The organism is Bradyrhizobium sp. JR4.3 (genome assembly GCF_040547695.1).
GTDB classification, from domain to species: Bacteria; Pseudomonadota; Alphaproteobacteria; order Rhizobiales; family Xanthobacteraceae; genus Bradyrhizobium; species Bradyrhizobium canariense.
This window is the reverse complement of the sequence record NZ_JBEPQF010000006.1, coordinates 52,946-77,778: the sequence shown is the minus strand read 5'-3', so window position 1 is coordinate 77,778 and position 24,833 is coordinate 52,946. Positions and strand designations below refer to the sequence as shown.

Annotated in this window: 19 protein-coding genes and 3 pseudogenes; 10 read left to right on the top strand and 12 right to left on the bottom strand. The window is 61.3% G+C overall.

From position 1 onward, the window contains the following. Positions 1-123: 123 nt before the first annotated feature. From ABIB91_RS12310 to ABIB91_RS12290, 5 genes are all read right to left on the bottom strand, one after another. Positions 124-876 (bottom strand): molybdate ABC transporter substrate-binding protein, encoded by a 753-nt coding sequence (locus ABIB91_RS12310; protein ID WP_007592588.1) that lies wholly within the window; start codon positions 874-876, stop codon positions 124-126. Positions 877-998: 122 nt separating this feature from the next. Then, on the bottom strand, positions 999-1,349 hold the full coding sequence (locus ABIB91_RS12305; RefSeq protein ID WP_354161090.1) for a YunG family protein: 351 nt from the start codon (positions 1,347-1,349) through the stop codon (positions 999-1,001). Between the two features lie 411 nt (positions 1,350-1,760). Continuing rightward, positions 1,761-2,852, bottom strand: a complete 1,092-nt coding sequence (locus ABIB91_RS12300) for a TRAP transporter substrate-binding protein (RefSeq protein ID WP_007592593.1) — start codon at positions 2,850-2,852, stop codon at positions 1,761-1,763. Positions 2,853-3,069: 217 nt separating this feature from the next. Beyond that, complete coding sequence (locus ABIB91_RS12295; RefSeq protein WP_354161086.1) at positions 3,070-4,212, bottom strand: Mrp/NBP35 family ATP-binding protein; 1,143 nt, start codon at positions 4,210-4,212, stop codon at positions 3,070-3,072. Positions 4,213-4,265: 53 nt separating this feature from the next. Next, on the bottom strand, positions 4,266-4,703 hold the full coding sequence (locus ABIB91_RS12290; RefSeq protein ID WP_354161083.1) for a VOC family protein: 438 nt from the start codon (positions 4,701-4,703) through the stop codon (positions 4,266-4,268). Positions 4,704-4,885: 182 nt separating this feature from the next. On the opposite strand from ABIB91_RS12290, the gene ABIB91_RS12285 reads away from it, so the two are divergent. The 5 genes from ABIB91_RS12285 (at position 4,886) to ABIB91_RS12265 (ending at position 9,622) form a co-directional block, all read left to right on the top strand. Then, positions 4,886-5,758: an NAD(P)-dependent oxidoreductase gene (locus tag ABIB91_RS12285; protein ID WP_354161080.1), complete on the top strand. Its 873-nt coding sequence runs from the start codon at positions 4,886-4,888 to the stop codon at positions 5,756-5,758. 22 nt (positions 5,759-5,780) lie between these two features. Beyond that, positions 5,781-7,058 carry a sodium:proton antiporter NhaD gene (gene nhaD, locus ABIB91_RS12280; protein WP_354161077.1) on the top strand — a complete coding sequence of 426 codons (1,278 nt, stop codon included), beginning with the start codon at positions 5,781-5,783 and terminating at the stop codon, positions 7,056-7,058. A 137-nt stretch (positions 7,059-7,195) separates the two neighbouring features. After that, entirely contained in the window at positions 7,196-8,791 is a 1,596-nt protein-coding gene (locus tag ABIB91_RS12275; RefSeq protein ID WP_354161074.1) for a sensor histidine kinase, read from the top strand. Between the two features lie 44 nt (positions 8,792-8,835). Beyond that, a complete protein-coding gene (locus ABIB91_RS12270; RefSeq protein ID WP_354161533.1) occupies positions 8,836-9,039 on the top strand; it encodes a DUF1289 domain-containing protein in 204 nt (67 codons plus the stop codon). Positions 9,040-9,067: 28 nt separating this feature from the next. Further along, a complete protein-coding gene (locus ABIB91_RS12265; protein WP_007592605.1) occupies positions 9,068-9,622 on the top strand; it encodes a TIGR02281 family clan AA aspartic protease in 555 nt (184 codons plus the stop codon). Positions 9,623-9,655: 33 nt separating this feature from the next. On the opposite strand, the gene dusA is transcribed toward ABIB91_RS12265, so the two are convergent. Continuing rightward, positions 9,656-10,651, bottom strand: a complete 996-nt coding sequence (gene dusA, locus ABIB91_RS12260; RefSeq protein ID WP_083869798.1) for a tRNA dihydrouridine(20/20a) synthase DusA — start codon at positions 10,649-10,651, stop codon at positions 9,656-9,658. A gap of 123 nt (positions 10,652-10,774) precedes the next feature. Between dusA and ABIB91_RS12255 the strand changes: the two genes are divergently transcribed. After that, the gene (locus tag ABIB91_RS12255) at positions 10,775-11,629 is read left to right on the top strand and encodes a caspase family protein (protein WP_354161069.1); all 855 of its coding nucleotides are present in this window, start codon (positions 10,775-10,777) and stop codon (positions 11,627-11,629) included. 759 nt (positions 11,630-12,388) lie between these two features. Here ABIB91_RS12255 and ABIB91_RS12250 read toward each other — a convergent pair. From ABIB91_RS12250 to ABIB91_RS12235, 4 genes and pseudogenes are all read right to left on the bottom strand, one after another. After that, positions 12,389-13,159, bottom strand: coding sequence for a hypothetical protein (locus ABIB91_RS12250; RefSeq protein WP_354161066.1), 771 nt, complete (start codon positions 13,157-13,159; stop codon positions 12,389-12,391). Between the two features lie 241 nt (positions 13,160-13,400). After that, positions 13,401-13,808 (bottom strand): AMP-binding enzyme, encoded by a 408-nt coding sequence (locus ABIB91_RS12245; protein WP_051058399.1) that lies wholly within the window; start codon positions 13,806-13,808, stop codon positions 13,401-13,403. Between the two features lie 12 nt (positions 13,809-13,820). After that, a pseudogene (locus ABIB91_RS12240) lies at positions 13,821-13,931 on the bottom strand (hypothetical protein); the annotation flags it as partial. A gap of 122 nt (positions 13,932-14,053) precedes the next feature. Continuing rightward, positions 14,054-14,173: pseudogene (locus tag ABIB91_RS12235) on the bottom strand (hypothetical protein); the annotation flags it as partial. Between the two features lie 72 nt (positions 14,174-14,245). Between ABIB91_RS12235 and ABIB91_RS12230 the strand changes: the two are divergent. The 3 genes and pseudogenes from ABIB91_RS12230 to ABIB91_RS12220 form a co-directional block, all read left to right on the top strand. Beyond that, positions 14,246-14,572: pseudogene (locus ABIB91_RS12230) on the top strand (alpha/beta-hydrolase family protein); the annotation flags it as partial. Positions 14,573-14,589: 17 nt separating this feature from the next. Next, entirely contained in the window at positions 14,590-14,856 is a 267-nt protein-coding gene (locus ABIB91_RS12225; RefSeq protein WP_354161063.1) for a hypothetical protein, read from the top strand. A gap of 510 nt (positions 14,857-15,366) precedes the next feature. After that, positions 15,367-21,246: an AAA family ATPase gene (locus ABIB91_RS12220; protein WP_354161060.1), complete on the top strand. Its 5,880-nt coding sequence runs from the start codon at positions 15,367-15,369 to the stop codon at positions 21,244-21,246. Between the two features lie 738 nt (positions 21,247-21,984). Here the strand turns inward: ABIB91_RS12220 and ABIB91_RS12215 are convergent. Together ABIB91_RS12215 and ABIB91_RS12210 are read right to left on the bottom strand one after the other, a co-directional pair. Next, entirely contained in the window at positions 21,985-22,761 is a 777-nt protein-coding gene (locus ABIB91_RS12215; protein ID WP_354161057.1) for a cyclase family protein, read from the bottom strand. Positions 22,762-22,807: 46 nt separating this feature from the next. Next, entirely contained in the window at positions 22,808-23,797 is a 990-nt protein-coding gene (locus ABIB91_RS12210) for a fumarylacetoacetate hydrolase family protein (RefSeq protein WP_354161054.1), read from the bottom strand. Positions 23,798-23,885: 88 nt separating this feature from the next. Between ABIB91_RS12210 and ABIB91_RS12205 the strand changes: the two genes are divergently transcribed. Beyond that, positions 23,886-24,833 (top strand): ABC transporter substrate-binding protein, encoded by a 948-nt coding sequence (locus ABIB91_RS12205; RefSeq protein ID WP_502916970.1) that lies wholly within the window; start codon positions 23,886-23,888, stop codon positions 24,831-24,833.

The following is a 24,833-nucleotide window of genomic DNA, read 5'->3' as shown; positions in this document are numbered from 1 at the left end:
CTCCTGAAAAGCGGTCCTTCGGCGATGCTAGGACGTTGGCGTCAGCCGACATGCGCCAGCGGCCCGCTTTTTAAAGCATCCGCTGTTGATCAGAACGTCGTTGCGTGACGAAACGGCTGATTGTTACCCCGGCGTCATACCTTTGCCCTTGATCACCGATACGGCGTCCGGCGTTTTCAGGTAATCGAGGAGCGCCTTCGCGGCTGCCGCTTCCTTTGTGCCCGCACCGAGCGCGGCCGTGAATACGACATCCTGCTGCAAGTCAGCGGGGAAAGGTCCAACCACATCCAAACCCGGTGCCGTCAAGACGTTCATCAGGAATAGCGCTAGTTCAGCCTCTCCGTTGGCGACTACAGCGACGACCTGTGCGGGGGTCGGCTGCGCTTTCATCTTGGCTTTCATCGGCTCGGTGATGTCGAGACGCTCGAATACCTTCGCGATTGAATAGCCGGTTGCGCTTTCCGGAATCGAGGCGACCGATTCCGCGTTAAGCAAGGCAGCTTTAAACGCGTCGGGCGTGGAGATGTTGGGCTTCGGCGCACCGTCGCGAACCGCGACACCGAGGCCAACGCGAGCTATGTCCAGCGTCGGCCCGGCTGCGAAGTGTGATCGCGCGGCGGCGTCCCTCATTACCTCGACCGGCACGACGCCGACATCGAACGGCTTGCCGGACGTCGCTTCCTTGATCAGGTTCGGTGTGGTGCCGAAGAAGACGTCAAGCTTGTGGCCTGAAGTTTGCTCGAAGTTCGGCTTTAGAACCGACCACACCGCTGTCATGGCACCGCCGGCCAGCACCCTCAACTCAGCTGCGTTCGCGGCCGACGACAGCATCATACCTGCCAGGATACCTACTGCCGCGAAAGAACGCGTCCTCATATGACCCTCCAAGAGCTTAAGCTCAACTGAGCGCTTTGATCGCAGGTGGGCGCTACGTTGTTTCAGGTCCACCCCCTAATGTCCGCTTTGCGTTGGCAAGCCGACGTTTATGAAGACACACCCTAGTCCGAGTGCGGACAGTGCACCCGGAAAGCGGCCCTAAGTTCCGCCAACTGATCGTGTGCTGCACCCAGCTCTGCGTCGGCCCGATCCGTCAGCACGTCCATGTAGGCGATCGGCCGATCGAACTGGCTCGCCGTGAAGTCGTACCTCTCGCCTCCGATCCGATTGTAGAAATGGTCGCCGGCCGGCAGCGGCGTCTTCAGCAGCTTGCCGCCGAACAGTTCGTGAATCAGTAACGCGGTGACGTTGCATTGCCCTGCGGCTGGATTGTCTACCGTCCATTGGCTTGATGTCGACGACGACCAGGCCTTGCGCAGCGCGCTTTGAACCTCATCGGGATCGAAGCTCATCGTCAACCCAGGCCAGCCGCCGAGGCGCTCATTTCGGATTTTGCGATAATGCCTTTATGCCACTGTTTTGCCCGACGAGTCAAACGGTCTCGCTGAAGCACGCGCTTGGTGCGCCTCCCGCTTTCGCTCCCAAAATGCAAAGTTGCCATCGACCGCGCGATGCTCGGGCCTGCCTCCCAATTAGCTCCATCGCATCAAGCTGTTGGCTGCACTCGCAACGCCTTGTCCTCTCAACCCTCGTCTACTGTGCATGGGGTTGTTTTTCAGATTTTTTGTTGGAGGCGCCGCCCGTCCCCCGGCGACACCGCCGCTCGGCGGCATCGGCCTCGCCTATTCCGACCGCGTCGCCCCAAAGAAAAGCCCGGCCTCGCGAACGAGACCGGGCGTGTCGTCTTGCGACTTGTTCGAAGATCAGCCGCGGGTGCGCGAGCGGATCATGAAGCTGTCGTAGGTGTATTCGGCGACCTGCCACCACAGATATTCGTCGGAGCGGTAGGCCTGCATGGCGTCGATCGACTTCTTGAAGTCGGGATTCTTGGCCGAGATCTCGCCCCACAATTCGTTGGTGGCCTTGAGACAGGCTTCCAGAACTTCATTGGTGAACGGGCGAAGCTGCGTTCCGCCGGCGACCAGACGCTTCAGGGCGCCGGGGTTCACCATGTCGTAGCGCGCGGCCATCCAGGTGTTGGTGTTGACGGTCGCGTTGGTGAGGATCGCCTGGTAGTTCTTCGGCAGCTCGTTCCACTTGTCGATGTTGGCGAAGGCGTGAACGGTCGGACCACCTTCCCAGAAACCCGGGTAGTAGTAGTACTTGGCGACCTTGGCGAAGCCGAGCTTCTCGTCATCGTAGGGACCGACCCACTCGGCCGCGTCGATGGTGCCCTTCTCCAGCGACGGATAGATGTCGCCGCCGGCGAGCTGCTGCGGTACCACGCCGACTTTCTGGAGCACCTGGCCGGCAATGCCGCCGATGCGCATCTTGAGGCCCGAGAGGTCGGCAACGGTCTTGATTTCCTTGCGGAACCAGCCGCCCATCTGGGTGCCGGTGTTGCCGCAGGGGAAACCCATCACGTTCGACTTCTTGAAGAACTCGTTGGCGAGCTCGTTGCCGCCGCCCTGGTAGAGCCAGGAATTCTGCTGGCGTGCGTTCAGACCGAATGGCACCGACGCGAAGATCGCGAAGGTCGGGTCCTTGCCGACGTAGTAATACGACACCGTGTGGCACATCTCGACGGTGCCCTTCTGGGTCGCATCCAGCGCCTGCAGGCCCGGGACGATTTCACCCGCCTGGAAGACCTGGATCTGAAACTTGTTGTCAGTCATCTCGGCGACGTACTTCGCCATCTGCTCGGCACCGCCATAGATGGTGTCGAGCGACTTCGGGAAGCTCGATGTCAGGCGCCACTTGATCTCGGGCGAGGACTGCGCGATTGCCGGCGAGGCCACCGCGGCGGTCGCCGCCGCGCCGGCTGCCGACACTTTCAGAAAATCACGACGCTTCATCTTCAGTCTCTCCTTGTTGGGGCGTTTCCCCTAACTTCCTCTTTGCTGCCGCTCATTCCGGCGACGCGTTCTTGGGCCGCGTCGAACCGAAGGGGCTTGACTGCCGTGGGCCTTTAACACGGAAGCCCTGCTTTCGAAACGCGACATTGGCATGACAGGGCTCTACGAAAGTCGCATGTCCCCAGGGTATTGGTTTGAAGGGATTGACTGGGTCCGCTCAGGCGGCGGCGATGACGCCCTTGAGCTGGTCCCGAACCTGTCCCGCGATGGCGCGGTAGATCGCCGCATGAGGACCGTCCGGCTCGCTGTCGACCACGGGCGTGCCCGCATCCGAGGTGGCGCGAATCGCCATGTGCAGGGGGATCTCGCCCAGGAACGGTACCCCGAGCTTCTCGGCCTCGTGACGCGCGCCGCCATGGCCGAAAATGTCGGATTTGGTGCCGCATTGCGGGCACTGGAAATAGCTCATGTTCTCGACGATGCCGAGTACGGGCACGTTGACCTTCTTGAACATCGCAAGCCCCCGCCTTGCGTCGATCAGCGACAGGTCCTGCGGGGTCGAGACGATCACGGCGCCTTTCAAAGGGACGTTCTGCGCCAGCGTGAGCTGGGCATCGCCGGTCCCTGGCGGCATGTCGACGACGAGAACGTCGAGCTGGCCCCATGCGACGTCGCGCAACATCTGCGTCACCGCCGACATCACCATCGGCCCGCGCCAGATCATCGCCGTCTCTTCCTCCACCAGGAAGCCGATCGACATGATGGCCAGGCCAAAGCGCCTGAGCGGAATCATCTTGCGGTCGCCATCCAGCTCCGGCTTCTCATGCAGGCCCGTCAGCCGCGGCACCGAGGGGCCGTAGATGTCGGCATCGAGCAGCCCGACCTTGAGGCCCAGATCGCGCAGGCCCAGCGCAAGATTGAGAGCAGTGGTGGACTTGCCGACGCCGCCCTTGCCCGAGGCAACCGCGATCACGGCCGCGACGCCCGGAATCTCGGACTGCCGCGCCATCGGCGATTGGGCGCCGCCCTGCGGCGGCGGCTTGTGGGCATGGACCGGCTGCACGCCCGGCGCGCCGCGGCTGGGAGTTGGCGGCGGTGGTGGTGCCGCGCCGGCCTTGCGCTCGGCGGTCAACGCCACCATGACGGTGGTGACGCCGGGAATGGCGCGCACAGCGGCCTCGGCCTCGGCTCGGACGGATTCCCAGGCGCGCGCCTCGGCGGCATCGACATTGATCGAGAAGAACACCTTGCCGTCGGCCGCGCTGATCGCGCTCAGCACATTGGCATTGGTGAGCGCAACCCCGCGGGGCGACTTGATCCTGGCGAGGCTGTCGAGAACCTGTTGCTGCGTCACGCTCAAAGCGCATCTCCTAGAATTCAAGATGCCCCATTAGAGCGGAAACGCCCAAAAGGCTACTGCCTGCCGATATCGTCAGCCATCTCGGCGGGCGCGGCGCCCTGCTCCAGGGCCGCTTCGTAGTTCAGCTCGATCATGACCCCGTTCGGGTCATGGACGAAGATCTGCCAGAGTTCGCCGCCGGGCACCTGGCGGGAGTCGAACTTCATCCCCTTTGAGGCCAGCCGCTGTTTCATGCCGTCAAAGCCGCGGCTGGCGAAGGCGACGTGGTGGACAACGCCGGAATCCGGCTTTTGTGGCTCGGCAGTCGGAGAAATATCGACCAGGTGCACCACCGGTTTACCCTCGCTGTACATCCAGGCGCCGGGGAAGGCGAAATTCGGCCGGGGGCCTTTTTCCAGGCCCAGCACGTCCTCGTAGAAGCGGACGGTCTCGGCCAGATTCCGGGTCCGGATGTTGAAATGATCGAGCACGCCCACGCTTACGCCGCCCATGCCTTCGCTCCAATTTTTTGAAGTCCTTAAGTCCGCCATCCTAGCACAGGCAGGGGCCAAACGAAGCCGTTGCCCTCCGGCCTCAAGGGTTTATGGTGCGGCCGATCTGCCGCAATGGCGGAACCGGGCGCCCCTCGCCCGGCAAGAACCGTAAAACCCAAACTACGGACAAGGTACCACAGATGGCTAAAGTCGCTTTCCTCGGTCTCGGCGTGATGGGCTTCCCCATGGCCGGACACCTCGTGAAAAAAGGGGGCCATGAGGTCACCGTCTATAACCGCACCGCGGCCAAGGCGAAGGAGTGGGCGGACAAGATCGGCGGCAAGACCGCGGCGACCCCGAAGGCCGCGGCCGAGGGCCAGGATTTCGTGATGTGCTGCGTCGGCAACGACAACGATCTGCGCGCGGTCACGATCGGTGCCCACGGCGCGTTTGCCGGCATGAAGAAGGGTGCGACCTTCGTCGACCACACCACCGCTTCCGCCGAGGTCGCGCGTGAGCTTGATGCTGCCGCGACCAAGGCCGGCTTCAAGTTCATCGACGCACCCGTGTCCGGCGGCCAGGCCGGCGCCGAGAACGGCGTGCTGACGGTGATGTGCGGCGGCACGCAGGACGCCTATGCGGGTGCCGAGCCGATCATCACGGGCGCCTATGCGCGGATGTGCAAATTGCTGGGGCCCGCCGGCTCCGGCCAGCTGACCAAAATGGTCAACCAGATCTGCATCGCCGGCCTCGTCCAGGGCCTCTCCGAGGGTATTCACTTCGCCAAGAAGAGTGGCCTCGACGTCGCCGCCGTGATCGAAACCATCTCAAAGGGCGCCGCGCAGTCCTGGCAGATGGAGAACCGCTACAAGACCATGAACGAGGACAAGTACGATTTCGGCTTCGCGGTCGAATGGATGCGCAAGGATCTCTCGATCTCACTGGCTGAAGCCCGCCGCAACGGCGCCAACCTGCCCGTGACCGCGCTGGTCGACCAGTTCTACGCCGAGGTCGAGAAGATGGGCGGCAAGCGCTGGGATACGTCGAGCCTGCTCGCGCGCCTTAATCGCTGACACCTGACGAAGTGATCCTGCCTTGCTGATCGCACTCGCCGCAATCTTCGTCCTCGCCTATGCGGCGATCGCGCTTGAGCATCCGATCGGGGTGAACAAGAGCGCGTCTGCGCTACTCGGCGCGGGCGTGCTCTGGACAATCTACGCGCTCGCGACCGGCGACCACACGCTGGTCGGCCGTCAGCTTGACGAGTCCGTCGCCGCCACCGCGCAGATCGTGTTCTTCCTGGTTGGCGCGATGACCATCGTCGAGGTCATCGACGCCCATGACGGTTTCGAGGTCATCACCTCCCGCATCAGCACGACCAGTCAGGTCCGTCTGATATGGCTGATTGGCTTCGTGACCTTCTTCCTCAGCGCAATCCTCGACAATCTGACCACCACCATCGTCATGGTCTCGCTGATCCAGCGGTTGATCGCCAAGCGCGACGACCGCTTGCTGTTCGCCTCACTCATCGTCATCGCCGCAAATGCCGGTGGTGCATGGACCGTGATCGGCGACGTCACCACGACCATGCTGTGGATCGGCGGACAGATTTCGCCCCTAAAAATCATGGGCGGGGTGTTCCTGCCCTCGCTGCTGAACCTGCTGGTGCCGCTCGCATTCATCAGCTTTTCGCTCAAGGGCAAGACCATCGCACCGCCGCCGAAAGAGGACGGATTGCAGGGCGTCGATCCGTTCGAGCGGAACGTGATGTTCTATCTCGGACTCGGCGTGCTGATTGCGGTGCCCGCCTTCAAGACGGTCACGCACCTGCCGCCGTTCATGGGCGTCCTGCTCGGGCTTGGCATCGTGTGGTTGGTCGGCGAGATCGTTCATCGCAATAAGGATGAGCACGTCCGCGGTCCGCTCACGCTGGCGAATGCGCTGACGCGGATCGACATGGGCTCGATCGTGTTCTTCCTCGGCATCTTGCTCGCGGTCGCCTGCCTCGAACATGCCGGCCTGCTCTCCATGCTGGCCAAATGGCTGGACACCGCGATCGGCCGACAGGACATCATCGTGATCGTGCTCGGGCTGCTCAGCGCAGTCATCGACAACGTGCCGCTGGTCGCCGCGACGATGGGAATGTACGACCTGGCGCATTATCCACCCGACAGCTTCCTCTGGGAGTTCATCGCCTATTGCGCCGGCACCGGCGGTTCGATCCTGATCATCGGCTCGGCCGCGGGCGTCGCCGCCATGGGGCTCGAGCGCATCGAGTTCCTCTGGTACGCCCGTCGCATCGCCCTCCCGGCGCTCGCCGGCTATCTGGCGGGAGCAGTGGTGTACATCGCACAGCACGCCGCGCTGCATTGAGCGGCTGACGCCGGATCCAAAATTAACGCCGGGTTAACGTAATTCTTTAGCTCCTTAAGTCACCTCTTAAGGATTTCTTGCCAGAGATAGACAATGCAGAAGGCCCGTCCCGCGCGGGCAGGAATTGTTGTTGTGCGATGAGTAAACCCGCTGAAAAGCCCGAGGTTGTGCAGCTTCCGGCCGAGCCGGTGAGCGTGCCGTCGGCGAGCCATCGCCGGGCTGCGGCACAGCGGGTGCGCGAGGCGCGCGACAAGTTAACGTCGACCAGTGGAACCCGGCCGGCTTTCGACGCCGAGATGCTGCGCCATTACGCCCAGACCCGGCTGTCGGCCTCCTATGTCGTGATGCTGCTTGTGGTCGCGACGGGCGTGCTGTTTGGGCTGTGGATGCAGCCGATCCCGGCCGCGGCCTGGACCGCCGGCATGCTTTGCATCCATGCCGCGATGATCCGCAGCTGCCATCGCTTCCTGGCCGAGCCCGCCTCGCCCGCGGGAACGCGCGCATGGCAGACACGCTTCGTCGTCCTCGACCTGCTCTATGGCCTTTGCTGGATGGCGATCCTGATCCATCCCGTGCTCGACATGATCACGGAATCGCTGATGATGTTCCTGATGCTGCTGGTGATCGCAGTATCGAGCATGCTGGCCGCCAATCTGCCGATCGCCGCCCTCGCCGCCACCGCACCGGTCGCGGTCGCGATGGCGCTGAGCTTCGTGATGACCGGCTCGCTGGACAATTACATCTTGGCCGCGCTCGCCCTCGCCGCTGAAGGCTATTTCGTGCTGCTGGCCCACCGTCTGCACTCTTCGACCTTCGCCACGCTCGAGGCGCGCGCCGAGAAGGACGCGCTGATCGGCGAGCTCGAACAGGCCAAGGCGATCTCGGACGAGGCGCGCCACCGCGCCGAATCCGCCAATGTCGCCAAGTCGCGCTTTCTGGCGCAGATGAGCCACGAACTGCGGACGCCGCTCAATGCGATCCTCGGCTTCTCCGAGGTGATGAAGAGCGAGATTTTCGGCGCGCATGCCGTGCCGGTCTACAAGGAGTACTCGGCCGACATCCACAATTCCGGCGTCCACCTGCTCAACCTCATCAACGAGATCCTCGATCTGTCGCGGATCGAGGCTGGCCGCTACGAGCTCAACGAGGAAGCGGTCTCGCTGGTCGGCATCGTCGCCGACTGCCATCATTTGATGAAGCTGCGCGCCTCGAGCCGTGGCATCACCATCCACGAGGTGTTCGAGCAGGCAATGCCGCGGCTCTGGGCCGACGAGCGCGCGATCCGCCAGGTCGTGCTCAACCTGCTCTCCAACTCGATCAAATTCACTCCGCAAGGCGGCGAGATCTGGCTCAAAGCGGGCTGGACGGCCTCAGGCGGACAATATCTCTCGGTGAAGGATACCGGCTCCGGAATCCCCGAGGACGAGATCCCGGTCGTGCTGGCCTCGTTCGGCCAAGGCTCCAATTCGATCAAGTCGGCCGAACAGGGCGCCGGCCTCGGCCTGCCGATCGCCAAGAATCTGATCGACCTGCATGGCGGTACGTTCACGCTGAAGTCGAAGCTGCGCATCGGCACCGAAGTGATCGTCACCTTGCCGCCCGAGCGCGTGATGAGCGCGCTGGCACCGATGTCGGATGATTCTCCGCCGCTCCAGCCCGAGAGTTCTGCGGTAGCGGACGAGAAGCGCCGGCCCCGTCGCAAGCCGATCATGAGCGCAGGTACGGGCTCGTAACGAGATGCTTGCAGACATGCCCGACCATCCGCCACTATCTCCGAATGAGCAACGAAACGCCGTGCGTCGCCGTCTGCATGATCGATCCCAAGACCAGGCTGTGCTTCGGCTGCGGACGCACATTGCCGGAGATCGCGCGCTGGCACGCCATGGAGAGCGCGGAACGGCTCGCGCTCATGGCGCTGTTGCCGGCGCGCATGAATCAGGCTGGACTTGCGCCCATCGCGGGATCGCCGAAACGCAGCTGACCGGCCTGAGCGCATCGGGAGATGCGCAATGATCCGGTTCCTGCTCGTTCTCATCATGCTCGCCTGCACGGCCGGTGCCGTCGTCGCCTATGGCGATTCCGACCAAATCGCGCGCGCGAGCAGCAAGGTCTCGCATATCTTTCGCACGCAGACCGCAGCGCCCGCCCCCGCCGTGCAGATTCAGCGCGGCCAGGGCGGCGAATTCGCGCTGCGCGCCAAGATCAACGGCGTGGCCGCACCGATGGTCATCGACACCGGCGCGACCTCGGTGGTGCTGACCTGGGAAACCGCGAAAGCGATCGGGCTGCCGCTCGAGATGCTCGAATACGACGTCGATCTCGAAACCGCGGGCGGTCACACCAAGGCGGCCCGCCTCACGATCGACCGTCTCTCCGTCGGCCACCTCGTCGAGAAATCGGTGCCGGCCCTCGTCGTGCAGCGCGGACAGATGAAGACCAACCTGCTCGGCATGAGCTTCCTCGATCGCCTGGAGAGCTGGGGCGTGCGCGCCGACAAGCTGATGCTCACCGGTTATCCGGAGCTCCAGACCAGTCACCGCCGCTCGCGCCTGGCAGTCGACTAGACTTTTGCAATCCGGCTCGTCATGCGACTACGGCTAGGCCGCCGCCTCTGCCGGCGCGCGGGCACCGACACGTGCAATCGCATCGCGCAGCACCTCGAGGCCGGCGCCCGGCTTCACCCCCTGCTCGGCAAGATGGCGGCGGAAGGCGCGCGCGCCGGGCACGGCATGGAATGCGCCGACGAAATGCCTCGTCATGGAGTGCAGCCGCGTGCCGCGCGCGAGCTGTTGTTCGATGTAGGGCATCATCGCTTCGAGCGCATCCTGCATCGAGGCATGCGGCGCCTCCTCGCCGAAAATGTCGGTATCGACGGAGAGCAGCCGCCATGGCTCCTGATAGGCGGCCCGTCCGAGCATCGCGCCGTCAACGTGATCGAGATGTGCTTTGGCCTCGTCGACACCGGGGATGCCGCCGTTGATGATGACAGGCACATTGGGCATCGCGCGCTTGAGGCGATAGACGCGATCATAGTCGAGCGGCGGGATGTCGCGATTCTCCTTCGGTGACAAACCGTTGAGCCATGCTTTCCGGGCATGCACGATAAGCGCATCGCAGCCGGAGGCGACGACCGCGCGCGCAAGCTTGTCGAGTGCGACCTCCGGATCCTGGTCGTCGATACCGATGCGGCACTTCACGGTCACGGGCACGGCCACCGCACCCTTCATCGCCTCGACACACCTGGCCACGAGATCAGGCTCTGCCATGAGGCAAGCGCCGAAACGGCCGTCCTTTACGCGGTCGGAGGGGCAGCCGACGTTGAGGTTGATCTCGTCATAACCGAACTCCTCGCCGATCCGCGCCGCCAGCGCCAGCTTGCGCGGATCCGACCCGCCAAGCTGAAGCGCGACCGGGTGCTCGACCATGTCGAACCCAAGCAGCCGCTCCCGGTCACCATGAATGATGGCACCAGTGGTCAGCATCTCCGTATAGAGCAGCGCCCGCCGCGTCAGGTGACGGTGGAACACCCGGCAATGCCGGTCGGTCCAATCCATCATGGGCGCCACAGAAAAGCGATAGTGTTGCGATTTCAATGATTTACCTTGTGCTTTCAATAGGATGAAGCATGAACGTGTGCACTCCAAACTAGCCGAATTTGCACACGTTTGTACCTGTTTTGACCTCTCAGTGCACACGTAGCGCACACGAATTGGGGAGTGCACACGGCCGTCGCCAGCTTCACGCAATTGTCTTCCGGGAACTGGCGCGTCCAGGTCCGCCGCAAGAACCGCTACGTGTCAGAGACTTTCCGTCGGCGCAAGGACGGCGAGGACTGGGCGCTCGATATGGAGCGCAACATCGACCGCGGTGGATCACCAAAACCGAAGGCTGCTGTGCAGGCTCGAACGTTCGGCGACATCATCGACCTTCACGTCGAGGATACCCTTGCAGCCATCCGCGACCTGCTCACTTCAACACTTGATGCAGCAGGACCTGAAGACACGGTCATTCTGAGTTTCGCAGGCCATGGTACCCATGACCATCGCCTAGTCACTCATGACACGCAATTTTCTGACCTAGCCGCCACGACTCTCCCAATGGATGAGCTAGCCCGTCGATTCAAGGTCTCACGCGCAAAGGCCGTCATTTGTTTCCTCGATTGTTGCTTTAGTGGTGGCGCCCCGGCGCGCGTTCTCGAAGGTAGCCCAATTCCTCGCGACGCTGGGTCAGCCTTTGTGGAGATTACCGGTAATGGGCGCGTTCTATTCGCTGCGTGCGGTGTGACCGAAGAGGCGCTTGAGGATCCGATTTCTCAACATGGGCATTTTACCCAAGCAATCATCGCGCTCCTTCAGGAGGGCGATATCGCAAACAGTGTTGTAAAGCTGGTTCATGACACTACCGTACGAGTGCGCGCGGATGCTGCGCTATTTGGATACGTGCAAACCCCAGTTATGTTTGGTCACGTTGAAGGGGAAATAGCGGTTCCGGTATTGCGGCCTGGCACCGAATACAATGCATTATTCCCGGACGCTTCGTCTGTTCAGGTAGGGATACTGTTGAAGAAGTAGCCGTTGAGGAAGCTCACATGCCTCGCGCGAATGATGGCAGCACGGCTCACCTACAACCCAAAACTGCGACTAATCTGCCGCACAAGCCTGCGCGCAGCGTCAGTATTTCGACCATAGGAAGAGCGCCTGATCGAGCTGCGAAAGAATGGTCAGCCCAAATAGCGCGATAGCAAAACCTCTAAACATGGTGGTGGACTGGGTTGCCCCGGCTCCGAGGGATTGGGGGAGCTGGGGCACGACTGCATTGCCCACTTTGGGGCCGTGTGCCGGGAACATTCGGTAATCGGCGAAGCGTTCCAACGCGGCACCGTCGCTAGCGGCCTCTGCCAGAGCCTCGGACGAGGTCAAGGGGAGGCTAAAGTTCGCGTGCCACAACTTCAAAGAGATGAACGGACTGGGGAAACTGGAAAACGCGTATGCCGCGATGGCGCTCGCGAACGGGACGGAGCGGTTTCGACAGTGATCAGTACGCTCCGCTCCGCTTCGAGCACGCGGGCCCGAAGACACTCCAGTTCGGACAATTGAGACGTAAGCTGTTCTAGACGCTCATGCAGCCGCACAATGGCGTCAGCCGCTGGACCGGGATATTCACGCATGTCGTGTAACCCCCAACCAAGCCTTCTAACAAGCTTGGATCATGGCCCGCCGGTGGACCAATCGGGAAAATGATGCAACGGAGACTGAAATCCGCCGACGTTGTTCCAGCATCCACATATGTGAATCGTATGTTGCTGTTGGAAGTTAATTCGGCGGAGTGCATCAGGCGCCGCGCGAAGGCGCAGCCGAACCGTCCGGTGGTGAGCGCCATTCCGAGGCGATGCAGGGCTTTACGTGGTCGACCTGTCCCGGCTCAGCGACCCGGCTCTTCTCGCCAGTGGTCCGAACAAGAGACGCGGCGCTGGCTGGGATTTCGTCCATTCCCGCGTCGCCTTCTCCGCGCCCGGACGAACTCGAAGACGAAGAGCCGCTAGTGTATGAAGAGCTCCTAGGCGAAGTGCGTCTCGAGGAAGACCGTCCTGTGCGAGTTGATCCCGATAAACGACCGGCTTCTTCGCTGGTGGTGAAATCGCTCAGCTCGTAAAGGGGAACGATCTTGCCGCAGGATTCGCAATGTCCTGTGGCGTACTCGGCCTCGTCCGACTCTGCTTCATCGGCATCGCCTAGCTGTTCTTCCAAATCTTCGAATGTTTGAAAAGCTGGGTCTGGTTCGTACTCGATAAATCTCGCGCCGCCCCTCTTAGGCGTGTGGTAGCCGTATCCTCTGGCGCGAGGCACCTCTTCGAGCATGTCAGCGTAGGGTTTGTTCCACCAGAACATCATCGGCTCCTCCTTTGAGGAACGTCCGACTTTGAACACCGCAGCTTCGCTCAGGTAGACGCCCTTGTCTTGATTAGCTCCGCTAAGCTTTTCCGCCTCACGCATTGCTTCATCGAAATCATCGAAGGTGCCAGCGTCCGTGTATTCCGCGTCTCCCGATAAGGGTGCGAGCGTTAAAATGAAGTAGCCCCGATTGGATGACCCGGCAGACATCAGTTCCTCAATTTCATTTTCTTGAGCGAATTACGTCCTTATGCCAAGATTCTGAGGTGACTGCAAAGACTGCCCGCGCCGGTGGCGGAACGCTTCAAGGCGCTGTATCCAGAACCGGACAGATAAGAAAGACTTTCCGACAGTGGCACAGGAAAAAGTTGCGGAAGCGCTTAAATCAATCTTCCACGGCATTACATTACTGAAGCAGAATTTCTCAAACAGGCAATTTACGATAGATGGCCTAAACTATGCGCGCTTCCTCGAAATTGGCGTGGCGGGCCAACCCGACGACTACATTCTTTGGACAGGCGCGGACCTTCCCAACGCCTTTGCAGATCCCGCTTCGCAGCAGTTGGACGAACGCAACGACTTCCTCGTTGCCATCGACAGATCGTCCCACCACGGCCGATTGCACGACCTGATCGTGCGCATTCAGAACCGCCTCGACCTCGGCGGGGTAGACGTTGAACCCGGAGCGAATGATGAGTTCTTTGGTGCGGCCGGCGATGTAGAGATGGCCCTCACCGTTCACCCGGGCGAGATCCCCTGTGTTGAACCGGCCCTGGCTGTCGATCGCCGCCGCCGTCAGCTCCGGAGCACGATAGTAGCCCAGCATCACGTTGGGGCCGCGAACGTGCAGCTCGCCCACTTCGCCGATCGCAACCGTCCTGCCTTGCCCGTCCACGATCCGGTGCTCGATACCGGGAAGAAAGGGGCCAACCGACTCGTCTGGAACAGGTCTGAGCGGACACCGGAGAGACCCGGTGAACATTCGGTAATGCCATAATTGTTCAGGAGCGGAATACAAAACTCGTCCTCGATCTGGATGCCCTTGACCGCCTTGTATTCGAGCAAGCGCTGATACGTGGCCGGCACGCCGAACAGGCTGGTAATCCCTTCCTCGGCGATGGCATGAGCGAGCGCAGCCGGATCGGCCTTGGCGATGACGTGCAAGGTGCTGCCGTGCATCAGCGTCGAAATCAGCAGAATGGAACAGCCGACGATGTGAGACATCGGCAGCACGCCGTAGATGCGGTCGGATGGACGATTTTGGCGAAGCAGTCCGGAAACTCGCCCGGCCACCAGCAGGTTGCAAGTGACCCGATCGTATTCTTCGATTATCGGTACGCCTACCGGCGCCCGGCCTAGATGAATGCACCGCGCGGTCGGGACGTTTCGCCTGAACTTCGATGGTATCCGGTCGTGACCATGCTGCAGATCGCCGTTGACATGGCGGTCGCAACCGGCACGCCCTTCGGTTATGGCCATGTCTACGCGCCAGAACACTATCCCGATGCATGGGTTGCTGTGGCCAATCTCCGAAATTGGCCGGCCGAGGCACTTGGAAGACTTAAGAGTCATCTCGGAAGGGCTGCGAACGTCTCTGCCGGCGTCTGCGGCGACAATCCCTAATTCGACAGGGAAAGATAATGGCCGCTCGCGTTGCGCTCAATGCCTCGGCACTGAGAATTAATCACTCGGCCATCTGCACCGCTTTTCACTTCGACAAGATCAAGTTGACCTCAGCTTTGTCAACGATATCGGCGAGTGCGAGGAATTCTTCGCTGATCGTTCAAGCTGTGGTGCTGGCGGGTTGGGTTTGCTGCTCCATCACACCTTCGATCTGCATCGCCCGCCAGCCATTCTGCAGTGGCGCACACATCCGCTTCTCTTTCGCCTGCCTCCGCCGCCTTTAGAGAGATTTTGTTTGATGTCCCGGTGCACACGACGCCAACTAACAAATGCTCTGAATTCTGAATGATGGTGGACATTAACAACGGATTGCTACCATAGAGTGGGATGAAGGCGACCGGAATCAAAGGCGGTGCGCTTCCGCTTTATGAGCCAATCAGCTCGTGGGCCGCACCGCATAGCAATCCGGTGCCCAGACCACACCTGAGCCGCAGAAGCCGTTCGCATTCGAGCCGGTCCGGACGGCCAGCAGAAGTTGTGGCGACGCATCGGGCAGCATATTTCGAGTTCGATACGCAGCTGAATTCGCCCGCCGGCTCGCGCGCGAACACGGTTGGTGTCCGGCTAGCGGCGCTTCGGCTTTCTCGCCGTCATCTGCCTGGCGCCGCAGCTTACGCTGGGCAGAAGCCCGCTTTTATGGCAGTGTCGATGTAGCCACAGAGCGCAACACAGTACCTCCTCGCCCGATATTGGTCACGCGGAGGCTTCGGGGTTGAACCCAGCGTTTTGGGTTGATGCGCATGGATAGCCGGTTCCAAGTGCTATGGGAGGACGATGACCGCATCTTTTGCCGGCCATTGCGTCCGGCTTCCGATGGCGCCTGCAGAACTGTATTGGCCGTACTTCCCAAGGCGAAACACGCTTCGTCCGGCCTCCTCGATCGTCTTGATCACGAGTTTGCGCTGAAAGACCAATTAGATGAGACTTGGGCAATGCGGCCGCTCGGGCTGGAGTGCGATGGTGACCGTCCAGTGCTGGTGCTCGAGGATCCTGGTGGCCAGCCGCTCGAACAGTTGCTTGGTGCGCCCATGGCCATCGGACGCTTTCTGCAGCTCGCGATCGGCATCGCCGCAGCCCTGAACAAGGTGCACCAACGCGGCCTCGTCCACAAGGACGTGAAGCCGGCGCATATTATGGTGAACTGCGAGGACGGACGGGTCCGGTTCACCGGGTTCGGTATCGCCTCGCGCCTCGCCCGCGAGCGACGCGCCCCTGGGCCGCCGGAATTCATCGTGGGCACGCTGCCCTATATGGCTCCCGAACAGACCGGATGGATGAACCGGTCGATCGATTTCCGGAGTGACCTCTATTCACTTGGCGTTACGCTCTATCAGATGCTGACCGGCTCGTTGCCGTTCTCAGCGGCACATTCCATGGAGTGGGTGCATTGCCACATTGCGCGAAAGCCAGTGGCGCCCGGCGAGCGGGTAAGCACTGTACCGGCTGCAATCTCGACCATAGTCCTCAAGCTGCTCGCCAAATCCGCCGAGCAACGCTACCAGAGCGCTTCAGGCCTCGAACATGATCTACGCCGCTGCCTGATTGAATGGGAAACCGGAGGCCGCGTCGAAGAGTTCGCGCTCGCACAATACGACACGCCCGACCGACTGCGGATCCCTGAGAAGCTCTACGGACGAGACCGCGAGATTGAAGCCATGCTGGCCGCCTTTGACCGGATGATCAAGAGCGGCGCGCCGGAATTGATGCTGGTTACCGGCTATTCCGGCGTTGGTAAATCCTCGGTAGTCAATGAGCTCCATCGTCGCCTTGTTCCGTCCCACGGGCTGTTCGCATCAGGCAAGTTCGACCAGTACAAACGCGATATTCCCTATTCAACGGTAGTGGAGGCTTTTCAGAGTCTCGTGCGGTTCCTTCTGAGCAACAACGAAGCCGAGCTGACGCACTGGCGCCAAGCGCTTCGTGGTGCGCTGGGCGCCAATGGACGACTTGTTACCGATCTGATCCCTGAATTGCGGTTGATCATCGGAGAGCAGCCACCCCTCCCTGAGCTCCCTCCGCAGCAAGCACAGAACCGCTTCCGTCTCGTGCTCCGGCGCTTCATAGGGGTATTCGCACAGTCCGAGCATCCATTGGCGTTGTTCCTCGACGATCTCCAGTGGGTCGATGCCGCCACGCTCGATCTGATTGAGGACCTTTTAACCCGCTCCGAACTGCAATACCTGATGCTGATCGGCGCCTTTCGCGACAACGAGGTCACCGTCGCTCATCCATTGTGGTACAGGCTTGAGGCCATAAAGAGTGCTGGCGCTAACGTGCAGCAGATCATTCTAGCGCCGCTTGCCAGCTCACACATTTCGCGTTTGATTTCCGATGCTCTTCGCTGCGATTCGACGCGTGCCGCGCCACTCGCGAAGTTGATTCACGATAAGACGGCTGGCAACCCATTCTTTGTGATTCAATTCCTTCAGGCGCTTGCCGAAGAGGGATTGGTCCGCTTCGATCACGACGCACGGTGCTGGTGCTGGGATCTCGCTCGCATTCACGTCAAGGGCCACACCGACAATGTCGTGGATCTGATGATCGCAAAGCTGACCCGCCTGCCTGCCGAGACGCAGATCACGCTGCAGCGGCTGGCCTGTCTCGGCAACATCGCCGACACGAGGACAATTTCGATCGTCCTCGGTCGCTCCGAGCAGCGGGTACACGCGGATCTGTGGGAGGCCATTCGCCAGGAATTGGTCGAGCACCAGCCAGGAGTGTATCGGTTTGTCCACGATCGAGTGCACGAAGCCGCCTACTCGCTGATTGCGGATGATCAACGCGCGGCGCTGCATTTGCGAATCGGTCGGGAGCTGCTGGCGCAGACCCCCCGGGAGAAGTGGGAGAGGGCTATTTTCGAGATCGTCAACCAGCTCAACCGTGGCGAGCCCTTGATCACCTCGCGAGACGAACGCGAGCAACTCGCAGAGCTTAATCTGACAGCCAGCCTGCGCGCGTGGGGGGCGGCGGCCTACGCGGCATCGCTCAACTATGCCGCTGCCGGTGCCGCGTTGTTACCAGACGACTGCTGGGAGCAACGCCAGCAGCTTGCCTTTGCGTTCGAGTTGCATCGCGCCGAATGCGAGTTCGTGACTGGCTCGGTCCTGGAGGCAGAACAGCGCTTGCAGGAGCTGACGACGCGAACCGCGACCGCCGCCGACCTTGCTGTCGTCGCGCGCCGCCGGGTGGATCTGTACACGGCGCTCAGTGAGCCGGACCGCGCGGTTAGCGCCGGTCTCAGCTATCTGGAACAACTCGGGATTCGATGGGTAGTCCACCCAAGCGATGATGACGTCCGACGCGAATACGAGCACGTCCGATCTCGGCTCGGGAATCGGTCGGTCGAGGAGCTATTGGATCTGCCGTTGATGAGTGATGCACTCGCACTAGCGACCATAGATCTTTTGACGGCGCTCATGCCGCCGGCGTTTTTCACTGATGCGAACCTTCGCTCGCTGGTGGCCCTAAAAGCGGTGGAGATCAGCCTCGAGTGGGGGAACAACGATGCTTCATGCGTTCCTTACGTCATGTTCGGCGCCATTGCCGGCGCGCGCTTCGGCGACTATCAGGCGGGCCTTCGATTCAGCCGTATCGGCACTGAGCTGGTCGAGCGGCGCGGATTTTCGCGCGTGCACGCCAGGACCTACCTGAACTATGGCAACCTTGTCCTTTCATGGACCAAGCACCTCCAGCATGCCCGAGACGCCTTTCAGCGCGCATTTGAGGCCGCGAGCAGCAGTGGCGACGTCACGTTCGCGGCCTTCAGTTGCGCCAGCTTGAATACGAATTTCCTTGCGGCGGGCGATGCGCTTGCAGAAGCGCAGCGCGAAGCCGAGCACGGGTTGCAGTTGAGCAAGAAGGCGAAGTTTGCGTTGGTGGCCGACATCATAATGCCGCAGCTTGGGCTAATCCGTATGCTGCGCGGCCTGACGCGGCGTTTCGGCGCTCTGCACGACGACCCGTCCGACGAGCTTCGGTTCGAACGGAGTTTGGCCGCCGATCCGGCATTCGCGCTGCCCGAGAGCTGGTATTGGATCCGCAAGCTGCAAGCGTGCTTCTTTGCCGGCGACTATTCGCCGGCCGTCGACGCCGCATCGAAGGCGCGGAGACTGCCGTGGTCACCACCGCAGCTACTCGAGACGGTGGAATACGAGTTCTATGCAGCGCTATCGCACGCTGCATGCTGGAATTCGGCACACCCCGAACAACGTCAAGGGCACCTTGAGGCCTTGACTGGGCACCACACGCAGCTCGATTTGTGGGCACAGAATTGCCCGGAGAATTTCGCGGACCGCGCTATTCTAACGGGCGCCGAGATCGCCCGTCTCCAAGGCAGAGAACTGGACGCGGAGCGTCTCTATGAACAAGCCATCCGCTCCGCTCGCGACAACGGCTTCGTCCACCACGAGGCGATCGCTTATGAATTGGCCGCGCGGTTTTACGGCGCGCGTGGTTTCGAAGAATTTGCTGGCATCTATTTGCGGAGAGCGCGCGACTGCTATGTTCGTTGGGGGGCAGACGGCAAAGTGCGGCAACTTGAGGATATGCACCCGCACCTCAGGGAGGCGAGATCAGAGCCAGGCCCGATGAGCACGATTGGAGCGCCGATCGAGCATCTCGACCTCGCCACTGTCATCAAGGTGTCGGAAGCGGTGTCAGGTGAGATGGTGCTGGAGACGCTTATCGAGACGCTCATGCGCACTGCCATCGAACAAGCAGGGGCTGAACGCGGTCTGCTGATCCTGTCGCACGACACCGAGCCGCGCATTGAAGCGGAAGCCACGACAACCGGCGATAAAGTTACTGTTGAACTGCGCAATACAGCGGTGGCCGCGGATCTCCTTCCCGAATCCGTTCTCCATTACGTACTGCGAACTAGAGAGTGCGCGGTTCTCGGGGATGCCACGGTCCAGCCTCCCTTTGCCACGGACCCCTACGTTAATCAGCGCAACGCTCGTTCCATTCTCTGCATGCCCCTGATCAACCGTGCGAAAGTTATCGGCGTGCTTTACCTCGAGAATACACTGACGCCCTACGTTGTTGCACCGGCGCGAATTGCGGTGCTGAAGCTGCTCGCCTCACAGGCAGCAATCGCGCTGGAAAATGCGGCTTTGTACCGCGATCTCGGAGAACGGGAAGCGAAAATCCGACGCCTTGTCGATGCCAACATCATCGGAATCATCATCTGGGAGCTTGAAGGTTCGATTCTGGAGGCCAACGATGCGTTTCTCAGCATCGTGGGATACGACCGTGAGGATCTCGTCTCGGGCCGCCTGCGCTGGACTGACCTGACGCCGCCTGAATGGCTCGACCGCCACGAGCGATGGTGGATCCCGGAACTAAAAAAGATGGGTAGCGTGCAGCCGTTCGAGAAAGAGTATTTCCGCAAGGACGGAAGCCGCGTGTCGGTGTTGATCGGCATGGCTGCGTTCGACGAACAACGAGACCAGGGCGTCTCCTTTGTCGTTGACCTGACGGAGCGCAAACGATCGGAAGTGGCTCTGCAGGAGAGCGAGGAGCGTTTCCGGACTCTCGTACAGTTCTCTTTCGACGTGTACTGGGAATCCGATGCGCGGCATCGTTTCATTCGCCAGGAATTCGCCGAAGGCATGGTCGACGCACCCGCGTCGGGCTCTGAACTTGGTAAGACGCGCTGGGAAGTGCCCTACTTGGAGCCCGACGAGGAGGCTTGGCGCAAGCATCGGGAGACGCTCGATGCCCACCTTCCGTTCCGCGATTTCGAGCTCGCGCGCCCTACGCCCGATGGCGGCAAGCGCTACGTGTCCGTCTCCGGGCTGCCGGTGCTCGACAAGTCCGGGCACTTCATCGGTTATCGCGGCGTTGGACGGCACATCACCGAACAGAAGCGGGCCGCAGAGGCGCTGCGCGAGATACAGAAGGAGCTTGCGCACGCTAACCGCCTCGCCACCATGGGCGAACTCACGGCCTCGATCGCGCATGAAGTGAGCCAGCCGATTGCCGCGGCATCCATGAATGCTGGTGCGGCCGCGCGATTCCTGGAGAGAAATCCGCCGGATCTTGAGAGGGTCAGGGAATCACTGGACTGGCTTATGAACGATACCGCTCGGGCCAGCGACATCATCCAACGAATTCGCGATCTCGTCAAAAAAGCACCGCCCCGGAAGGATCGCTTGGACATCAATGAGGCGATCAGGGACGTTATTGAGCTTACCCGCGGCGAAGCGATGAAGAACGGCATCTCGGTGCAGACGGAATTTGCAGACAGCTTGCCGCTTGTCGAGGGCGACCGCGTCCAATTGCAACAAGTGGTTCTCAACCTGATTGTCAACGCTGTCCAGGCAATCGGCACGGTCGCGAATGGAGCCAACAAAGTGCTGATCACCACCGCGCAGGCTGCACCGAACGGTGTTCTCGTCGAGGTAAAGGACTCGGGACCGGGGATGAGCTCTGAAACCTTCGAGCACGCCTTCGCGCCCTTCTACACGACGAAGCCCAGCGGTTTGGGGGTGGGACTGTCGATCTGTCGTTCGATTATCGAAGCGCATGCCGGACGCTTGTGGGTGACGCGCAACCAGCCCCACGGCGCAATTTTTCACTTCACCGTACCGGCCCACCCTGCCGACGCTTCTTGATTGTGGCCGGATTGCCGGTTCCAACTTCGAGCACGCACCTCGCGCTTTGCGGTCGAGAAGATCAAGTCGATCACAGCCCTGCCGATCCCGGCTGCCGCGGCGGGGATTAAATCACCAAGCTGTCGCAGAACGGTCGAGGGATCACGAGGCGACTGGGCAAAACAGGTTGTCCGTTTTGCCCGCCCTAGTATCCTATTCTACGACGAGCGCGTAGTCGGCCTGTACCGTTGAATCTGCACACCGTATCGCATTGCGCGAAGATGCAGAAATAAAGAAAAAGCATAAGTCGCACTGCTATCCGGGGCACGATCGCAAAAAACGTCGCACGAGATCCGCCTTTTTCTCGTCGACCCCATCCGTCTTGGCGCACCAGGGCTCGAACCTGGGACCCGCCGATTAAGAGGCGTATGATTTGCTTGGAAGATCAATGCCCATTCCGACAACTTCACCGCCAGACCTACATTGGACCTACCGTGGGTTTTCTCTTCGTCGGAATGACGGGTCTCAGTTTAACCAGAGCGCGGCGGAACACGGATCTTGACTCGTCGGGGGCTCAAGTCGGGAAACCGCTATCGCTTTTCCCCAACATGACTCAAATCTGCGATATTTCCTGCGATCGTCCGCCCAAACTCAGAAGCATGTCGAACGGTAAGTTCAATGGTGCAAGCGCAACCGGAGACCGACTATTGCTGATGATGGCCATTTGAACCGCGATTGGCGCGCACGGGGCCTGAGAGGCTAGCTCTCCAAAATTGCGACCGCTCGCGTCCATCCTGCAGAGGCTCGCTCAATTTTGACGGGGAAGCATGACACCTTGAAGCCGGTCGACGGCAGCAATTCGAGATTGTGCAGCTTCTCGAGATGGCAATAGCCGATATGGCGGCCGGCCTTGTGACCTTCCCAGATCAGCCTGGCGTCCCTGGTTTCGGCGTATTTCTTCGCGGTATGAACGAACGGCGCGTCCCAGCTCCAGCCGTCGATACCGGTCAGGCGCACACCGCGCTCGAGCAGGTACATGGTTGCTTCATAGCCCATCCCGCAGCCCGACGTGACGTAGTCCTGCCGGCCATATTTGGCACCGGCGCTGGTGTTGACCACGACGATCTCCAATGGCTTCAGCTCATGGCCGATGCGCTTGAGCTCGGCCTCGACGTCTTTGGCCGTTGCGACATAGCCGTCGGGCAGGTGCCGGAAGTCGAGCTTCACGCCGGGCTGGAAGCACCATTCCAGCGGCACTTCGTCGATGGTCCAGGAACGCTCGCCGCGATTCATGGTCGGGTGAAAATGCCAGGGTGCGTCGAGATGCGTGCCGTTGTGGGTCGAGAGACTGACCTGTTCCACCGCCCAACCCTGCCCGTCGGGCAGATCCTCGGCCTTCAACCCGTCGAAGAACTGCAGCATGCGCGGCAGACCCTGCTGGTGGTCGATATACTGGATCGTCGGATGATTGCCGGGCGGGTCCGCCGGCACGTCGTTCTGGAGGGGGACGGAAATGTCGATCAGCTTGCTCGTCATGGCGCTTCCTCGTTGATTGTTCTCGTTGGGACCGTCAGGCGTCCCTTCAGACTTCTTGCCGCTCGACGCGGTTCTTCAAAATACCGATCTTCTCGACCTCGAGCTCGATCGTATCGCCATGCTCGAGAAACCAGCCGAGCTCGAGGCCGCAGCCATTGCCGACCGTGCCGGAGCCGATGAATTCGCCGGGCATCAGCGTCTCGTCCTGCGTGACATGGGCGATGATCTCCTCGAAGGAAAACAGCATGCCCTCGCTCACGCCTTTCGAGCGGGTCTCGCCATTGACGCGCGCTTCCATCTTCAAATGATAGGGATCACCGATCTCGTCCGGTGTCACGATCCAGGGACCCATCACGTTGCCGCCGTCGAAGCTCTTGCCCTTGGCCGGGCCGAGCCGTCCCTCCATCTCGATGCGCTGTGCGTCACGCGCTGAGAAATCGTTGAAGATGGTGTAGCCGAAGATGTGATCCTTCGCCTTCGCGGCGGAGATATTCGCGCCCTTGTTCTTGGTGATGATCCCGAATTCGAGCTCGTAGTCCATGACCTTGCTGTAGCGCGGCCATTTCACCGTGGTGTTGGTGCCGCGGACGCTGAAGCGGTTGGTGATGTAGAAGATCGGCTGCTTGCGATAGACCTCGGGCAGCTCGCCGAGCGGCTCGGCGTCGATGCGGGCCAGTTCGGCCATGTCGCCCCTGGCGCGGGCGGCGAGCTTCCGCTGCCCGCGTGGCGCTTGCAGGATGTGCAGGGGAAACGACATGCCGTCGCGCATCTGCCGCGGCTCCGGCACCGGCGCGAGGATGTCGACGGCACTGACTGCCGCCGACAGCGTCGCGTCCGGGCCGTGCTTGTCGAGCAGGGCCCTGGCCCGATCGAGCGCGCGGGGCCCGGCGTCGATCAGCGCCAGCATCGAGCCGAAGGCCGGATCGGCCTGGCCGCCCCGCGCGGCGGCGGCGGCGAAGTCGAACAGCTGGCTGTCATTGTCGTGGACGGCTCCGATCTTCTCCTGACCGGCAGATCTGAATGTTGCGAGCTTCATCTTGGGTACCCCTTGCTATCGTTTGAAATATATGATCAGATAAAATATCGATAAACAAGCCTGAAAAATACAAATTGGGGAGAGCGCGGTGAGGCGAACGCAGATCAAGGCGATGTTGGGTCTCGCGCTTGGAGTTGCAGGGTCCGTTGCCTGGACGGCACCCGCGCTGGCGCAGGCCAAGATCCAGATCGGCTGCACTGCGACCTCCGACTGCGCCTCGGCCATGGTGGCTGTCGACGAAGGCATTTTCAAAAAGCACGGGCTGGATGTCGAGATGACGCCGATTGCGATCAACTCCAACATCCCGGCGGCAATCCTGTCGAACTCGATTCAGGTCGGCGGCCCCACCTCCACCGTCTTCCTCCAGGCCGTCGACGGCGGCCTCGACCTTGTCGCGATCGCCGGCGCCTCGGTCATGAACCCGACCTCGAACACCGCGATCGCCGCCTTCGTCCGCAACGGCATCACCATCAAGGAGCCGAAGGATTTCATCGGCAAGAAGGTCGGCGCGCCCGGCCTCAACGCCTTTCTCCACGTGCTGTTCGTGAAATGGCTCGTGGAGAAAGGCGTCCCGCCCAGAAGCGTCAATTTCGTCGAAGTCACCTTCCCGACCATGGCTGACATCATCAAGTCAGGCGGCGTCGATGCGGTGCTCACTGCCGAGCCGTTCGTCACGCGCATGACCAATGCGGGGATCGGTTCGGTCGGCGCGCGGTACGGCGCCGAGCTCGGCCGCACCGACCCGATCATTTTCTATGCCGCGGGGCGCGACTGGGCCGAGAAGAATGTGGCGACGGTGAAGAAGTTCCGCGAAGCCATCGCGGAGGCCGCCGCAATCGTCAATAGCGATCGCGAGAAGGCCTCCGCCTCGATCGCCAAGTTCACCAAGCAGCCACTCGAGCTCGTCAAGGCGACACCGCCGAACCAGTCCGAGCCGAATCTCAAGCCGGAAAACCTCGCCTGGTGGATCGATGTGATGTCGTCGCAGAAGATGCTGCAGTCGAAACCCGACACCTCCAAACTGGTGCTGAACTGA

What these genes read in the sequence shown, in the direction of transcription:
- ABIB91_RS12310 (WP_007592588.1), bottom strand. Translation starts at nt 876, where the DNA reads ATGAGGACGCGTTCTTTCGCGGCAGTAGGTATCCTGGCAGGTATGATG.
- ABIB91_RS12305 (WP_354161090.1), bottom strand. Translation starts at nt 1,349, where the DNA reads ATGAGCTTCGATCCCGATGAGGTTCAAAGCGCGCTGCGCAAGGCCTGG.
- ABIB91_RS12300 (WP_007592593.1), bottom strand. Translation starts at nt 2,852, where the DNA reads ATGAAGCGTCGTGATTTTCTGAAAGTGTCGGCAGCCGGCGCGGCGGCG.
- ABIB91_RS12290 (WP_354161083.1), bottom strand. Translation starts at nt 4,703, where the DNA reads ATGGGCGGCGTAAGCGTGGGCGTGCTCGATCATTTCAACATCCGGACC.
- ABIB91_RS12285 (WP_354161080.1), top strand. Translation starts at nt 4,886, where the DNA reads ATGGCTAAAGTCGCTTTCCTCGGTCTCGGCGTGATGGGCTTCCCCATG.
- ABIB91_RS12275 (WP_354161074.1), top strand. Translation starts at nt 7,196, where the DNA reads ATGAGTAAACCCGCTGAAAAGCCCGAGGTTGTGCAGCTTCCGGCCGAG.
- ABIB91_RS12270 (WP_354161533.1), top strand. Translation starts at nt 8,836, where the DNA reads ATGAGCAACGAAACGCCGTGCGTCGCCGTCTGCATGATCGATCCCAAG.
- ABIB91_RS12265 (WP_007592605.1), top strand. Translation starts at nt 9,068, where the DNA reads ATGATCCGGTTCCTGCTCGTTCTCATCATGCTCGCCTGCACGGCCGGT.
- ABIB91_RS12250 (WP_354161066.1), bottom strand. Translation starts at nt 13,159, where the DNA reads ATGTCTGCCGGGTCATCCAATCGGGGCTACTTCATTTTAACGCTCGCA.
- ABIB91_RS12225 (WP_354161063.1), top strand. Translation starts at nt 14,590, where the DNA reads ATGGCCGCTCGCGTTGCGCTCAATGCCTCGGCACTGAGAATTAATCAC.
- ABIB91_RS12220 (WP_354161060.1), top strand. Translation starts at nt 15,367, where the DNA reads ATGCGCATGGATAGCCGGTTCCAAGTGCTATGGGAGGACGATGACCGC.
- ABIB91_RS12215 (WP_354161057.1), bottom strand. Translation starts at nt 22,761, where the DNA reads ATGACGAGCAAGCTGATCGACATTTCCGTCCCCCTCCAGAACGACGTG.
- ABIB91_RS12210 (WP_354161054.1), bottom strand. Translation starts at nt 23,797, where the DNA reads ATGAAGCTCGCAACATTCAGATCTGCCGGTCAGGAGAAGATCGGAGCC.